Annotated in this window: 14 protein-coding genes; 12 read left to right on the forward strand and 2 right to left on the reverse strand. The window is 71.5% G+C overall.

Annotated features, from left to right (window positions below; all coding sequences use genetic code 11):
- The first annotated feature begins 8 nt into the window (after positions 1-8).
- Complete coding sequence (locus tag PVE36_RS02650; protein WP_277454402.1) at positions 9-1,052, forward strand: phosphotransferase family protein; 1,044 nt, start codon at positions 9-11, stop codon at positions 1,050-1,052.
- A gap of 10 nt (positions 1,053-1,062) precedes the next feature.
- Positions 1,063-1,746, forward strand: coding sequence for a TetR/AcrR family transcriptional regulator (locus tag PVE36_RS02655; protein WP_277454404.1), 684 nt, complete (start codon positions 1,063-1,065; stop codon positions 1,744-1,746).
- 113 nt (positions 1,747-1,859) lie between these two features.
- Here PVE36_RS02655 and PVE36_RS02660 read toward each other — a convergent pair whose 3' ends face one another.
- The gene (locus PVE36_RS02660; protein ID WP_277454405.1) at positions 1,860-2,645 is read right to left on the reverse strand and encodes an SDR family oxidoreductase; all 786 of its coding nucleotides are present in this window, start codon (positions 2,643-2,645) and stop codon (positions 1,860-1,862) included.
- 140 nt (positions 2,646-2,785) lie between these two features.
- Here PVE36_RS02660 and PVE36_RS02665 point away from each other — a divergent pair, with 140 nt between their 5' ends.
- From PVE36_RS02665 to PVE36_RS02675, 3 genes are all read left to right on the forward strand, one after another.
- Positions 2,786-3,787 carry an NADP-dependent oxidoreductase gene (locus PVE36_RS02665; protein WP_277454406.1) on the forward strand — a complete coding sequence of 334 codons (1,002 nt, stop codon included), beginning with the start codon at positions 2,786-2,788 and terminating at the stop codon, positions 3,785-3,787.
- A 91-nt stretch (positions 3,788-3,878) separates the two neighbouring features.
- A complete protein-coding gene (locus tag PVE36_RS02670) occupies positions 3,879-4,832 on the forward strand; it encodes an NADPH:quinone oxidoreductase family protein (protein WP_277454407.1) in 954 nt (317 codons plus the stop codon).
- The gene (locus PVE36_RS02675; protein WP_277454408.1) at positions 4,829-5,335 is read left to right on the forward strand and encodes a thioesterase family protein; all 507 of its coding nucleotides are present in this window, start codon (positions 4,829-4,831) and stop codon (positions 5,333-5,335) included. Before PVE36_RS02670 ends, PVE36_RS02675 begins: the two co-directional genes overlap by 4 nt.
- A 99-nt stretch (positions 5,336-5,434) precedes the next feature.
- Here the strand turns inward: PVE36_RS02675 and PVE36_RS02680 are convergent, their stop codons facing one another.
- Positions 5,435-5,905 carry a MaoC family dehydratase gene (locus PVE36_RS02680; RefSeq protein ID WP_277454409.1) on the reverse strand — a complete coding sequence of 157 codons (471 nt, stop codon included), beginning with the start codon at positions 5,903-5,905 and terminating at the stop codon, positions 5,435-5,437.
- A gap of 107 nt (positions 5,906-6,012) precedes the next feature.
- Here PVE36_RS02680 and fabG point away from each other — a divergent pair, with 107 nt between their 5' ends.
- From fabG to PVE36_RS02715, 7 genes are read left to right on the forward strand one after another with little or no spacing between them, the layout of a single operon-like run.
- Complete coding sequence (gene fabG, locus PVE36_RS02685) at positions 6,013-6,774, forward strand: 3-oxoacyl-ACP reductase FabG (protein ID WP_277454411.1); 762 nt, start codon at positions 6,013-6,015, stop codon at positions 6,772-6,774.
- 11 nt (positions 6,775-6,785) lie between these two features.
- Entirely contained in the window at positions 6,786-7,589 is an 804-nt protein-coding gene (locus PVE36_RS02690; RefSeq protein WP_277454412.1) for an SDR family oxidoreductase, read from the forward strand.
- Positions 7,589-9,112 carry an AMP-binding protein gene (locus PVE36_RS02695; RefSeq protein ID WP_277454413.1) on the forward strand — a complete coding sequence of 508 codons (1,524 nt, stop codon included), beginning with the start codon at positions 7,589-7,591 and terminating at the stop codon, positions 9,110-9,112. Before PVE36_RS02690 ends, PVE36_RS02695 begins: the two co-directional genes overlap by 1 nt.
- A 15-nt stretch (positions 9,113-9,127) precedes the next feature.
- A complete protein-coding gene (locus PVE36_RS02700) occupies positions 9,128-10,345 on the forward strand; it encodes an acyl-CoA dehydrogenase family protein (RefSeq protein WP_277454415.1) in 1,218 nt (405 codons plus the stop codon).
- Positions 10,338-11,525, forward strand: coding sequence for an acyl-CoA dehydrogenase family protein (locus PVE36_RS02705; protein WP_277454417.1), 1,188 nt, complete (start codon positions 10,338-10,340; stop codon positions 11,523-11,525). Before PVE36_RS02700 ends, PVE36_RS02705 begins: the two co-directional genes overlap by 8 nt.
- Complete coding sequence (locus PVE36_RS02710) at positions 11,522-12,592, forward strand: acyl-CoA dehydrogenase family protein (protein WP_277454418.1); 1,071 nt, start codon at positions 11,522-11,524, stop codon at positions 12,590-12,592. Before PVE36_RS02705 ends, PVE36_RS02710 begins: the two co-directional genes overlap by 4 nt.
- Positions 12,593-12,623: 31 nt before the next feature.
- Entirely contained in the window at positions 12,624-13,820 is a 1,197-nt protein-coding gene (locus PVE36_RS02715) for an acetyl-CoA C-acyltransferase (RefSeq protein ID WP_277454419.1), read from the forward strand.
- Positions 13,821-13,863: the final 43 nt, after the last annotated feature.

Here is a 13,863-nt window from a genome sequence, read left to right on the forward strand (position 1 = left end):
GAGACGCGATGCAGGATGCGAGCGACGGCAGCGTGACCGAGGGACTGGACCCGCAGGCCATGTCGAGCTGGCTCGAGGGCCTGGGGATCGGCTTCGAGCCGCCCGTGACCTTCGAGCGGGTGGGCCTGGGCCAGTCCAACCTCACCTACCTCGCGACGGATGCGAAGGGGGAGCGGCTCGTCCTGCGGCGGCCGCCCCTGGGTGAGCTGCTCGCCTCCGCGCACGACGTGGCGCGGGAGCACCGCATCCTCTCGGCGCTGCAGGGGAGCGATGTCCCCCTGCCGGTCGTGCACGGGCTGTGCGAGGACCCGGCCGTCACGGACGTGCCCGTGCTCGTCGTCTCCTTCGTCGAGGGCGCGGTCCTCGACGACCGCGCCGACGCCGAGGAGCTCACGCCACCGGCCCGCCACCGCGTCGGGTTCTCCCTCGTCGAGACCCTCGGGCACATCCACGCGGTCGACCTCGAGGAGGTCGGCCTGTCGGACCTGGCCAGCCACAAGCCCTACGGCGCCCGGCAGCTGCGCCGGTGGTCCCGTCAGTGGGACCTGTCCAAGACGCGTGAGCTGCCCGAGCTCGAGCGGCTCACGGAGCGGCTCGCCGCGCTCGACCCCGGGCCGGGCGAGATCACCCTCGTCCACGGGGACAGCCACCTGCGCAACGTGATCATCGACCCGCAGGAGGCCGACGTGCGCGCCATCCTCGACTGGGAGCTGTGCACGCTCGGGGACCCGCTCGCCGACCTCGGCACCCTCCTGGCCTACTGGCCGCAGCCCGGGGACCCACCGTCGAGGCGCTTCGACGCCTCGATGGTCCCGGGCTTCGCCACGCGCTCTGAGCTCGTCGAGCACTACGCGCAGGTCACCGGTCGGGACGTCTCGGCAGTACCCTTCTGGAACGCGCTCGGCCTGTGGAAGCTGGCGATCATCCTCGAGGGGGTGCGTCGCCGGCAGCAGGACGACCCGCGCAACCTGACCGCCGCCGGGGCCATCCCGGCCTCGGCGGTCGACGAGATCGTCGTGTGCGGGCACAGCGTCCTGGACCGGGAAGACTGAGGTGACCGCCATGGCGAGTCAGAGCGAGAGCGCTCCCACCGAGGCCCCCGCCCTCGTCGACCCCCAGAAGCTGGGCACGCAGCCGCAGACGGCCCGTGGCCAGCGCACCCGCGCCGCGCTGATCGCCGCGGCCCGCACGGTCTTCGAGCGGGACGGATACGTCGACTCGCGGCTGGTCGACATCGCGGCCGAGGCGAAGTGCTCGATCGGCAGCTTCTACACGTGGTTCGACAGCAAGGACGAGGTCTTCGCCGCGGTCCTGCACGAGGCCCAGAGCGAGATGCTCCACCCCGGCACGGGGCGCATGGAGAGCGTGGACGACCCCGTGGAGATCATCGGGGCGAGCAACCGCGCCTACTTCGAGGCCTACCGACGCAATGCCCGGCTCAACCAGCTGCTCCTGCAGGTGGCCGCGGTGGACCCGCGGTTCCGGCAGATGCGGCAGGCGCGCGCCGATGCCTTCGTCACCCGCAACGCCCGCGCCATCGCCGACCTGCAGCGGCGGGGCCTGGCCGACCGCAAGATCGATGCCAAGCTCGCCGCGATGGCGCTGTCCGGGATGATCTCGCGACTGGCGCAGGACGTCTTCATCGGCGACTACGCACCCGAGCCCGTCGACGACCTGGTCGAGGCGGCGACCCGGATGTGGACCAACGCCCTGGGCCTGACCACGCCGGAGCTGCGCGCCGACTGACCTGGCCCCACGTGCCCCCCGAATATCGGGTCACCCGATAAACCCCCGCTCCGCAAGGGTTCGAGACCCTTGCGGAGCGGGGGTTTGTCATGCAGAGCCGGGCGAAGGGGGGATCACCGGGCGATGGTGACCCCACCGTCGACGGTCAGGGTGGTGCCGACGACGTAGTCCCCGGCGGCGGAAGCGAGGTAGACGGCCGCGGCGGCCATGTCCTCCGGGCGGCCGATGCGACCGGAGGGGATGTGGGCGCTGACCTCCTCGGAGTTGTCGCGGGCGTCCTTGTTCATGTTCGAGGCGAAGGCCCCCGGCGCGATGGCGCTGACGACGATCCCCTCCGGGGCCAGTCGCACACCCATCCGCTTGGTGAGGTGGATGATCCCCGCCTTGCTCGCGTGGTACGAGTACGTCTCCAGCGGGTTGAGGGAGAGGCCGTCGATCGAGCCGATGTTGATCACCTTGGCCAGGTGTCCGCCGCGCTCGTGGCCGGCGAGGAGGAGGTCCTTGGCGGCCTGGGTGAGGAAGAACGGCGTCTTGACGTTGAGGTCCATGACCTTGTCCCACCCGTCCTCGGGGAACTCGTCGAAGGGCGCACCCCAGGCCGCACCGGCGTTGTTGACGAGGATGTCGAGGTGGTCCTCGTGCGTGCGGAAGGCCTCGAGCAGCGCGGCGATGCCGTCGGTGGTGGAGACGTCGACCGGGAGCGCCACGCAGCGGCCCTGCCCGTACTGCTCCGACAGCTCGGCCGCGGTGGCCTCGCAGGCCTCGGCCTTGCGGGCGGTGATGTAGACCCGGGCGCCCTGGCAGAGCAGGCCCTCGGCGATCATCCGGCCGATGCCGCGGGAGCCGCCGGTCACGAGGGCGACGCGGCCGTCGAGGGAGAAGAGGGAGGGGATGTCCATGTGCAGGTCCTTGCGTCGGAGGGGGTGCGTTGGGCCGACAGTAGCGATACTTGAATTCCGATTCAAGATATAGTTGAGGTCGGATTCATGTTGTGGGAGGGTGACGGCGACCGTCCATCCCACCATCGGCAGGAGTTCCCATGAGCTGGTCGTCGCAGGAAGTACGTCTGGCCCAGCGGCCGCAGGGTCGACCCGATGCGAGCACGTGGCAGCTCGCCACGACCGAGGTCCCCGAGCCCGGCCCGGGTGAGTTCGTCGTGCGCATCGACCTGATCTCCCTCGACCCGGCGATGCGCGGCTGGCTCAACGACGTGCGCTCCTACGTGCCGCCCGTCGGCATCGGCGAGGTCATGCGCGCCTTCGCGGCCGGGGAGGTCATCGCCTCCGAGCACGCGGACTTCGCGGTCGGTGACGCGGTCAGCGGCACCTTCGGCGTGCGCGAGCACGTGCTCTCCGACGGGAAGGGGGTGACGAAGCTCGACCTCGACGTCGCCCCGATGGCGACCTGGCTCGGTGCGCTCGGGATGCCCGGCATGACGGCCTACTTCGGTCTCGAGGACGTCGGTCGCGCGCAGCCGGGGGAGACCGTGCTCGTCTCGGCCGCTGCCGGTGCGGTCGGCAGCGTCGTCGCCCAGCTCGCCAAGGCGAAGGGGTGCCGCGTGATCGGCGTCGCCGGCGGGCCGGACAAGGTCGCCTGGCTGCGTGACCTCGGGCTGGACGAGGTCATCGACCGCAAGGAGGGCGACCTGCTGCGCCAGGTGCGTCGTGCAGCGCCCGACGGCGTGGACGTGTACTTCGACAACGTGGGTGGCGAGCTGCTCGACGCCGCCCTGGCCAACCTCGCCCGTGGCGCCCGCATCGCGATCTGCGGTGCCATCTCCACCTACAACGACGAGACGCTGGCGGAGGGGCCGCGTCGGTACATGGCCCTCCTCGTCTTCCGCGCGAGCATGCAGGGCTTCCTCGTCATGGACTACCTCGACCGCTACCCCGAGGGCATCGCGGCGATCTCGAAGCTGATCGAGCAGGACCGCCTCGTCGCCACCGAGACGGTGCTCGAGGGTGGCGTCGCCGGCTTCCCCGACGCGCTGCTCGGACTCTTCGACGGGGTCAACACCGGCAAGCTGCTCCTCAAGGTCTGACCCAAGAGGCTTCGAGGCGCCCATGCAGAGCATGGGACCCAGCCCGCAGGCGGCCTCGCACCTCAGCCAGCGTCCAACGAAAGGTTTCCCTGTGCGCGCCATCCACATCTCCTCCCTCGACGGGCCCGACGCGGTCGAGCTCGTCGACGTCCCGGAGCCGTCCGACGACTCCCTGGTGACGATCGCGGTCAAGGCGGCCGGCGTCGCCTTCCCGGAGCTGCTCCAGACCCGGGGCCTGTACCAGATGAAGCCCGACCTCCCCTTCGTCCCGGGGGCGGAGGTCGCCGGTGTCGTCGAGAGCGCTCCCGAGGGGAGCGGCTTCGCGCCGGGGGACCGCGTGGCGGCGCTCACGCTGCTCGGGGGCTTCGCGGAGAAGGCGCAGGCCCGCCCGGACCTCACCTTCGCCCTGCCGGACAACGTCGCCTTCGAGGAGGCGGCGTCCTTCACCTTCAACTACGCGACCGTCTACTTCGCGCTCGTCGAGCGCGGTGGCCTCGCGGAGGGGGAGAGCGTCCTCGTCCACGGCGCGGCCGGCGGCATCGGGACGGCGGCCATCCAGATGGCCAAGGCCTTCGGTGCCGGTCGCGTGATCGGGGTGGTCTCCACCGAGGCGAAGGGGGAGGTGGCGCGTGCCGCGGGGGCCGACGAGGTCGTCCTCGCCGACGACTTCCTCGCGACGATCGGGAAGTCCTCCGTCGACGTCGTCGTGGACCCGGTGGGCGGGGACCGGTTCACCGACTCCCTCCGCGCGCTCAAGGAGCACGGCCGGCTGCTCGTCATCGGCTTCACCGCCGGGGAGATCCCCACCGTCAAGGTCAACCGGCTGCTGCTGAACAACGTCGCGGTCGTCGGGGTCGGCTGGGGCGCGTTCGCCATGAGCCGTCCGGGCCACGTGCAGAAGGAGTGGGAGGCCATGCTCCCGCACCTGCGCAGCGGTGCCCTGCGGCCGGTCGTCGGATCCACCCACGCGCTCGAGGCCGCGGCGACAGCGCTGACCTCCCTCGAGGGCCGCACGGTCACCGGCAAGGTCGTCCTGGTGCCATGACCCGCGCAGGACTGCCATCAGCGGAGGAGGTCGCGCAGCTCCCCGAGGTCTGCCGCACGGTCGCCGGCCCGGAGTGGGAGGACGGCAACGGTCACGTCAACGTCCAGCACTTCTACGGCTTCCACATCCTGGCGGCGGAGGGGGCGTTGCGCCGGATCGGTGTCGACGAGGAGTACCGCACGCTGCGGCGCCGCGGGGTCTTCAGCATGGAGCAGCACCTGCGCTTCCACGACGAGGTGCACGTCGGCGAGGAGATCTCGGGCCACGTGCGGTGGCTGGACCGTGGCGAGAAGGTCTTCCATGGGATCTCCGTCGTGGTCAACCACTCGACCGGTCGGATCGCAAACACCCTCGAGGTCCTCGAGGGGCACGTCGACCTCGTCAGCCGCCGACTGGCTCCCTTCCCCGACGACCTCGCGGAGGCGATCGACGCCGAGGTGGCCCGCCATCGCGCGCTGCCGTGGCAGCTGCCGCTCGCGGGTGCGATGGGTGTGCGCCGCTGACGCGCCCCCCTTCCCCCGCTCGCAAGAGCCTAAGCAGTTGCGAACGGGGGGCGGCCGGGGTGTCGCAGGAGCCTAAGCAGTTGCGAACCGGGGGCCGGCTCAGACGCTGAAGCGACCGATCGAGTTGGCGATGAGGATCGGCTTGTCGATGCCGTCCGCCTCGACGGTCAGCTTGGTGACGACGTTGACCTGGCCGGGGGCGGTCTCCTCGACCGAGGTCACCTCCGCGCGCATCCGGATGCGCGAGTCCACGGGCAGCGGGTGGAGGAAGCGGATCCGGTCGTAGCCGTAGTTGAGGCTGTGCGTGAAGCCGTCGAAGGCCATCAGCTCCTCGAAGAAGGCCGGTGTGCGCGACAGGCTGTAGAGGCCGTGCGCGATCGTCGAGCCGAAGGGGGAGTCCGCGGCCCTCGCGGGGTCCACGTGGATCCACTGGTGGTCCCCGGTGAGGTCGGCGAAACCGTCGATCGCGGCCTGGTCGACGACGTGCCACCCGGTGGGGCCGAGTTCGACGCCGACGAGGTCCTTGAGTTCCTGCACGGAGGTCGGGCGGTACTGCGCGGTCTGGGTCACGGTGAGCTCCTTCGATCACGAATCGGACGCTCCGAAACTAGTTGAACTTGAAGGCGGGTTCAAGTAGGTTCGGAGCAACCGGACGTCGAGACCACAGGAGTTCTCACATGACCACTGACCAGCAGCGCGTCGCCGTCGTCACCGGCGCGGCACGGGGCATCGGAGCCGGCGTCGCCCGCCGCCTCGCCGCGGACGGGATGGCCGTCGCCGTCCTCGACCTCGACGAGTCGGCCTGCGCGACCGTCGTCGACGACATCACCGCGGCCGGGGGCCGGGCCCTCGCCGTGGGCGCGGACGTCTCCGACCCCGAGCAGGTCGAGGCCGCGGTCCGTCGCATCGCCGAGGAGCTCGGGGCTCCCACGGTCCTGGTCAACAACGCCGGCATCATCCGCGACAACCTGCTGTTCAGGATGAGCGTCGAGGACTGGGACTCCGTCATGGCGGTGCACCTGCGCGGCGCCTTCCTCATGACCAAGGCCTGCCAGGCCCACATGACCCAGGCGAAGTACGGCCGGATCATCAACCTCTCGTCCACGTCCGCCCAGGGCAACCGTGGGCAGGTCAACTACTCCGCGGCCAAGGCCGGCATGCAGGGCTTCACCAAGACCCTGGCCATCGAGCTCGGGAAGTTCGGGGTCACCGCGAACGCGATCGCCCCCGGGTTCATCGAGACCGAGATGACCGCGGAGACCGCGGCCCGGATCGGCATCAGCTTCGACGACCTCAAGGCCAACGCCTCGGCGCGAGCCGCGGTCGCCCGCACCGGCAGGCCGGAGGACATCGCCCACGCCGTCTCCTTCTTCGCCAGTGAGGGCGCCGGCTTCACCACCGGCCAGGTCCTCTACGTCGCCGGCGGGCCCTGCGACTGATGGCGCCCGCGATGCAGATCAAGGACACCGTCGCCGTCGTCACCGGAGCCGCCGGGGGCATCGGCGCGGCTCTGGCCGAGGCACTCCTGGCGGGAGGCGCCCGGGTCGTCGTCTCGGACGTCGACGAGCAGCGCCTCGCCGGGACGGCCGAGCGGCTGGGGGCGGTCGCCGTCGCGGGTGACGCCTCCAGCGACGCCGACATCGCCGCGATGATCGCGGCTGCCGAGGAGCACTTCGGCCCGGTCGACCTCTTCTTCGCCAATGCCGGTGTCGGCGACGGTTCCGGCCTGGCGGCGGACGACGAGCAGTGGCAGCGGGCGCTCGACGTCAACCTCCTCGCCCACGTGCGTGCCGCCCGCCAGCTCGTGCCCGGCTGGGTCGAGCGGGGGAGGGGCTACTTCGTCTCCACCGCCTCGGCCGCCGGGCTGCTCACGCAGATCGGTTCGGCCACCTACTCGGCGTCCAAGCACGGTGCCGTCGGTTTCGCCGAGTGGCTCGCGGTGACCTACGGCGACGACGGCGTCGGCGTCAGCTGCCTGTGCCCGATGGGGGTCGACACCGACATGCTCCGGTCCGGGATGACCTCGGCGGGTGGCGAAGGGGGGAAGGTCGCCGCCGCGGCGGTGACCAGCGCCGGTGAGGTGCTCGCCCCCGGTGACGTGGCCGAGCAGGTCCTCCGGGCCGTCGAGGAGGGCACCTTCCTCATCACCCCGCACGCCGACGTGCGCGAGTTCCTCCGACGCAAGGTCGACGACCACGACCGGTGGATCCGCGGGATGCAGCGCTACCAGCGACAGCTGAAGGAGAACTCGTGATGGACAACACCGTCCGACTGGTCTGGACCTGGGCCGAGCAGACCCCCGATGCCCTCGCCCTGCGCGAGGGTGACCGGTCGTGGACCTACGCGCAGCTGCGCGACGGGGTCCGCGGCGCCATGGCCGAGCTGGCCACACGCGGCGTGGGCCGCGGTGACCGGGTGCTCGTCGTCCTCCCGACGAGTGCCGAGTTCGTCCTGACCTACCACGCGGTCCTCGCGCTCGGCGCGACCGCCGTGACCGTCAACCCGCTGTGCACCGAGCGGGAGCTGGGCCACTTCGTCGACGACGCCGGGTGCTCGTTCGCCCTGGGCTGGCAGGAGGACGCCGCCGCGGTCGCGGCCACCGCCGAGTCCGCCGGCATCCCGCTGTGGCTGCTCGGGCCGGGCGGCGTCACACCCGGTGGGGACGTCGAGCCCGCCGACGTCGCGAGCGACGACGCCGCGGTCCTGCTCTACACCTCGGGCACCACCGGTGCGCCCAAGGGGGCCGTGCTCACCCACGGCAACCTCCTGGCCTGCGGTGCGGCACTGGCCGAGGCGCTCGACCAGACGCCGGACGACCGGATGGGCACCGCCCTCCCCCTCTTCCACGTCTTCGGCCAGGCGGCGGTGATGCTCACCTGCTTCACCATCGGCGCCTCGCTCTCCCTGCAGCGCCCCTTCGACGCCGCGGCGCTGCTGCGGATGGCGGCGGACCAGCGGCTGACCGGGCTCGCGGGCGTGCCGACGATGTGGAACGCGATGCTCCACGCCGAGACGGACGTCACCGCGGAGGACCTCGCCGACCTGCGGCTGGCCTGCTCGGGTGGCGCTGCGCTCCCCCTCGAGGTGTCCAAGGCCTTCAAGGACCGGTTCGGGGCGCTCGTCCTCGACGGCTACGGCCTGAGCGAGACGGCGGGCGCCTCGACGTTCAACCGTGCGAAGCACCCGCGCAAGGAGATGAGCGTGGGCCGTGCCCTCCCGGGCAGCAAGCTCGCCATCCTCGACGAGGACCGGAAGCCGCTGGCGCCGGGTGAGGTCGGAGAGGTCGCCATCAGCGGGCCCTTCGTCATGCGGGAGTACTGGAACCGACCCGAGGCGACCGAGGCGGTCCGGCACGGCGAGTGGTTCCTCACCGGCGACATCGGGCGGATGGACGAGGACGGCGACCTGTGGATCGTCGACCGCAAGAAGGACCTGGTCATCCGTGGCGGGTTCAACGTCTACCCGCGCGAGGTCGAGGAGGTGCTCTACGGGCACCCGGACATCCGGGAGGTGGCCGTCGTGGGGGTGCCCGACGCGCGACTCGGCGAGGAGATCGCCGCGGTGATCTCGCCGCAGCCGGGCGTCCACATCGACCCGACCGAGCTGCGCGCCTGGCTGGAGAAGCGGGTCGCCGCCTACAAGGTCCCGCGCATCTACCAGCTCGTCGAGGAGCTGCCGAAGGGCGCGACCGGCAAGATCCTCAAGCGGGGGATCGACCGGGAGTCCGTCTCCGCCTCCGGTGACCGCCCGTCCCGGGCCGCCACCTCCACCCACTGACGAAGGGAGCGAGACGTGGACTTCGCACCGGACCCGAGGACCCTCGAGCTGCGCGAGCAGCTCACCGCCTTCATGGACGAGCACGTCTACCCGATCGAGGCGACCTACCAGGAGCAGCTCGACGACGCTCCCGACCGGTGGTCGCCGCCTCCGGTCATCGAGCAGGCCAAGGAGGCCGCCCGCACCCAGGGGCTGTGGAACCTCTTCCTCCCCGGGCAGGACGGCGCCGGCCTGACCAACCTCCAGTACGCGCCCCTGTGCGAGGTCCTGGGGCGCAGCCTGCACATCGCCCCCGTCGCCACGAACTGCGCAGCACCGGACACCGGCAACATGGAGGTGCTGCACATGTTCGGCACCCCGGAGCAGAAGGAGCAGTGGCTGCGGCCACTGCTCGACGGCGAGATCCGCTCGGCCTTCGCCATGACCGAGCCGCGGGTGGCCAGCTCCGACGCCACCAACATCGAGACCTCGATCGTGCGCGACGGTGACGAGTACGTCATCAACGGCCGCAAGTGGTACATCTCCGGCGCGATGAATCCCAACGCCAAGGTCCTCATCGTCATGGGCAAGACCGACCCGTCCGCGGACCGGCACCGCCAGCAGTCGATGATCCTCGTGCCGCGGGACACCCCCGGTGTCGACGTGCGCCGCGGCATGAAGGTCTTCGGATACGACGACCGCGACCACGGCGGGCACGCGGAGATCGACTTCACCGACGTGCGCGTCCCCGTCGGCAACCTCATCGGCGAGGAGGGCGGCGGCTTCGCCATCGCCCAGGCCCGCCTCGGTCCGGGGCGCATCCACCACTGCATGCGTCTGATCGGCATCGCCGAGCGATCCCTCGAGCTGATGGTCGCGCGTGCGTCCGAGCGCGTGGCCTTCGGCAAGCCCCTGTCCGAGCAGGGCGTCGTCCGCGACTGGATCGCCGAGTCCCGGGTGCGCATCGAGCAGCTGCGGCTGCTCACCCTCAAGGCGGCCTGGCTCATGGACACGGTGGGCAACAAGGGCGCCCACACCGAGATCCAGGCGATCAAGATCGCCGCGCCGAGCACCGTGGAGTGGATCCTCGACAAGGCCGTCCAGGTGCACGGGGCCGGTGGGCTCAGCCAGGATTTCCCGGTCGCGGAGTGGTACGCCCAGGTGCGCACCCTGCGCTTCGCCGACGGGCCCGACGAGGTCCACAAGAACGCCCTTGCCCGACACGAGATCCGGAGGCTGAGCACACGTGCCTGATCAGCAGCAGAGTCCTGACCTGCAGCAGCGGGTCGACGAGCTCCTCGCGAGCCACGACCCCGCGACGACACCCCCTGCCAGTTTCCTCGGCGCCCAGTACGACGCAGGCCTCGCCTGGGTCCACTTTCCCGAGGGCCTGGGCGGACTGGGCCTCTCCCGGGGCCGCCAGACCGAGATCGACGAGCGGCTCGAGGCCGCCGGCGCGCCGCGACCCGACTTCGGGCGCAACTCGATCGGTCTGGGCATGGCCGCACCGACGATGGTGGCCTTCGGCACCGAGGAGATGCAGCAGCGCTACCTGCGTCCGCTGTTCACCTGCACCGACATCTGGTGCCAGCTCTTCAGCGAGCCCGGGGCCGGCTCCGACCTGGCGGCCGTCGCGACCCGCGCCGTCCCCGACGGTGACGAGTGGGTCGTCGACGGGCAGAAGGTGTGGACCTCCGGGGCGCACAACGCCGACTACGCCATCCTCGTGGCCCGTACCGACACCTCGGTCCCCAAGCACGCCGGGCTGACCTACTTCGTCGTCGACATGACCGACCCCGGGATCGAGGTCCGCCCCCTTCGCCAGATCACGGGCGAGGCCGAGTTCAACGAGGTCTTCCTCACCGGGGTGCGCATCCACGACCGCAACCGCGTCGGTGCCGTCGGTGAGGGGTGGAAGGTCGCGACGACGACGCTGAACAACGAGCGCGTCGCCATCGGCGCCGGCAACGATCGCGAGGCCGGGCAGATCGGGCTGGTGACCGAGCGCTGGCGCCGCGACCCCTCCGTGCGCACCGCCGGCAACCACAGCGAGCTGATGCAGTGGTGGGTCGAGACGGAGGTGACCCGGCTCGCCGGGGAGCGCCTGCGCCAGGGCCTCGAGGTCGGCCAGCCCGGCCCGGAGAGCTCGGCGATGAAGCTCGCCTTCGCCCACCAGGCGCAGCAGGTGGCCGGGTTCGCGCTCGAGCTCGCGCCCGAGGAGGGGCTGACGTACCACGACTGGACCATGGTGCGCCCCGAGGGCGGCTCCTTCCTCGGCCACGGCCCGGGCTTCCGTTACCTGCGGGCGAAGGGCAACTCCATCGAGGGTGGCACCAGCGAGATCATGCGCAACATCATCGCCGAGCGCGTGCTCGGCCTCCCCCCGGAACACCGCCCCGACAAGGGCATCCCCTTCAAGGACGTGCCGCGATGACCGACATGCTCTACACCGACGTCGAGGAGTCCCTGCGATCCAGCGTCCGGTCCACCCTCCAGCGCTCCCTCGACGAGGGACTGCCCGCCCGCCTCTACGACGAGCCGGGTACCGACACCAGCGGGATCTGGCAGGCGCTCGCCGGCCAGATCGGCCTGGCCGGTCTGCTCGTCCCTGAGTCGCTCGGCGGCGTCGGCGCCGGCCCGCGCGAGGCGGCCGTCGTCCTCGAGGAGCTCGGGCGCACCGTCGCTCCGACACCGTTCCTCACCAGCGCCGTCATCGCCACGAGCGCGCTCCTGGCCGCCGGCGACGAGGCACACCTGCCCGCCCTGGCCTCCGGTGAGCGCACCGCGGCGCTCGTCCTGCCGTGGACGGCGCGTCGCGGCGCGTGGTCACCGGTGCGGGGGAGTGCCGAGCCGGTCGCCGGGGCACTGGCCGCCGACCTCTTCGTCGTGCCGACCGCGGGCGAAGGGGGAGTGACCTCCCTTCGCGCGTACGAGCGGAGCGACGTCGAGGTGGAGATGATCACCTCGCTCGACATGACCCGCCCGCTCGCCCGTGTCACCGTGCGCGGCGAGGGGGCCGAGATCGCCTCCGGGCCGGAGGCCGAGGCCGCGGTCGACGCGGGCCTGGCCGCCGGTGCCGCGCTCCTGGCGTCCGAGCAGCTCGGGCTGGCGCAGTGGTGCCTCGAGACGACCGTGGAGTACGCGAAGACACGCGTGCAGTTCGCCCGGCCGATCGGCTCCTTCCAGGCGATCAAGCACCGCCTGGCCGACCTCTACCTGCTCCTCGTCAACACCCAGGCCGCCGCCCGGTACGCCGCGGGGACCCTCGCCGACGGCGACCCCGACCAGCACGTCGCCCAGGCCCTCGCCCAGGCGTTCTGCGGCGATGCCGCCGTGCGCGCCGCGGAGGAGGCCCTGCAGCTGCACGGCGGGATCGGCATGACCTGGGAGCACCCGGTGCACACCCGCCTGAAGCGGGCGAAGTCCGACCAGCTGGCCCTCGGCACCCCGGAGCGGCACCGCGCCGACCTCGCCGGGCTCGTCGACCTCCCCGCCCACTGACCACCTCATCACCACACCAGGAGTGACCACCATGCGCGAAGCAGTCATCGTCTCCACCGCCCGCACCCCGATCGGGCGCGCCTACCGCGGCGCCTTCAACGACACCCAGGCCCAGGAGCTCATCGGGCACGCCGTCCGGCACGCCGTCGAGCGCTCCGGCGTCGAGGGCGGCCTGGTCGAGGACGTCATCATCGGCGCCGCCCTCCAGCAGGGCTCGACCGCCATGAACATCGGCCGCCAGGCCGCACTGCGGGCCGGGCTGCCCGTCACCGTCGCCGGCATGTCCGTCGACCGGCAGTGCGCGAGCGGCCTCATGGCCATCGCCACCGCCGCCAAGCAGGTCGTCCTCGACGGCCAGCAGGTCGCCGTTGGCGGCGGCGTCGACTCGATCTCGCTCGTGCAGAACGAGCACATGAACACCCACCGCGCCCAGGACCCGTGGCTCGTCGAGCACGTGCCCGCGACCTACATGTCGATGCTCGAGACCGCGGAGGTGGTCGCCAAGCGCTACGGCGTCTCCCGCGAGCAGCAGGACGAGTACGCCCTGCAGTCGCAGCAGCGGACCGCCGCGGCCCAGGAGTCCGGGGCCTTCGACGACGAGATCGTGCCGCTGCCGTCGACGAAGCTGACCAAGGACAAGACGACCGGCGAGGTCGGCTCGGAGCAGGTCACGCTCGCCAAGGACGAGGGCAACCGTCCCGGGACGGCGATCGAGGACCTCGCCAAGCTGAACCCGGTGCTGGCCAAGGACGGCACCGAGGGTTTCTCGATCACCGCCGGCAACGCCTCCCAGCTGTCCGACGGCGCGTCTGCTGCCGTGGTCATGGAGGCGGAGGAGGCCGCGCGCCGCGGCCTGACCCCCCTCGGTGCCTTTCGCGGGATGGCCGTCGCCGGGGTGGAGCCCGACGAGATGGGCATCGGTCCGGTCCGCGCGGTGCCGAAGCTGCTGAAGCAGCACGGCCTGACCGTCGACGACATCGACCTGTGGGAGCTGAACGAGGCCTTCGCCGTCCAGGCGCTCTACTGCCGTGACCACCTGGGCATCGACCCGGCGAAGTACAACGTCAACGGGGGTGCGATCTCCATCGGCCACCCCTATGGCATGAGCGGCGCGCGGATGGCCGGCCACGTGCTCATCGAGGGCCGGCGTCGTGGCGCCCGGTACGGCGTGGTGACCATGTGCGTCGGTGGTGGCATGGGCGCCGCCGGTCTCTTCGAGATCTTCTGACCGACCCCGCCCGACGCCGGCCCGACCGCCGCACACCACCGAG

Source organism: Janibacter sp. DB-40 (assembly GCF_029510815.1).
Classification (GTDB): Bacteria; Actinomycetota; Actinomycetes; order Actinomycetales; family Dermatophilaceae; genus Janibacter.

Excerpts from the sequence above, each read along its gene's own strand:
- fabG (WP_277454411.1), top strand. The coding sequence starts at position 6,013 with ATGACCACTGACCAGCAGCGCGTCGCCGTCGTCACCGGCGCGGCACGG.
- PVE36_RS02650 (WP_277454402.1), top strand. The coding sequence starts at position 9 with ATGCAGGATGCGAGCGACGGCAGCGTGACCGAGGGACTGGACCCGCAG.
- PVE36_RS02690 (WP_277454412.1), top strand. The coding sequence starts at position 6,786 with ATGCAGATCAAGGACACCGTCGCCGTCGTCACCGGAGCCGCCGGGGGC.
- PVE36_RS02675 (WP_277454408.1), top strand. The coding sequence starts at position 4,829 with ATGACCCGCGCAGGACTGCCATCAGCGGAGGAGGTCGCGCAGCTCCCC.
- PVE36_RS02665 (WP_277454406.1), top strand. The coding sequence starts at position 2,786 with ATGAGCTGGTCGTCGCAGGAAGTACGTCTGGCCCAGCGGCCGCAGGGT.
- PVE36_RS02715 (WP_277454419.1), top strand. The coding sequence starts at position 12,624 with ATGCGCGAAGCAGTCATCGTCTCCACCGCCCGCACCCCGATCGGGCGC.
- PVE36_RS02660 (WP_277454405.1), bottom strand. The coding sequence starts at position 2,645 with ATGGACATCCCCTCCCTCTTCTCCCTCGACGGCCGCGTCGCCCTCGTG.
- PVE36_RS02710 (WP_277454418.1), top strand. The coding sequence starts at position 11,522 with ATGACCGACATGCTCTACACCGACGTCGAGGAGTCCCTGCGATCCAGC.
- PVE36_RS02655 (WP_277454404.1), top strand. The coding sequence starts at position 1,063 with ATGGCGAGTCAGAGCGAGAGCGCTCCCACCGAGGCCCCCGCCCTCGTC.
- PVE36_RS02695 (WP_277454413.1), top strand. The coding sequence starts at position 7,589 with ATGGACAACACCGTCCGACTGGTCTGGACCTGGGCCGAGCAGACCCCC.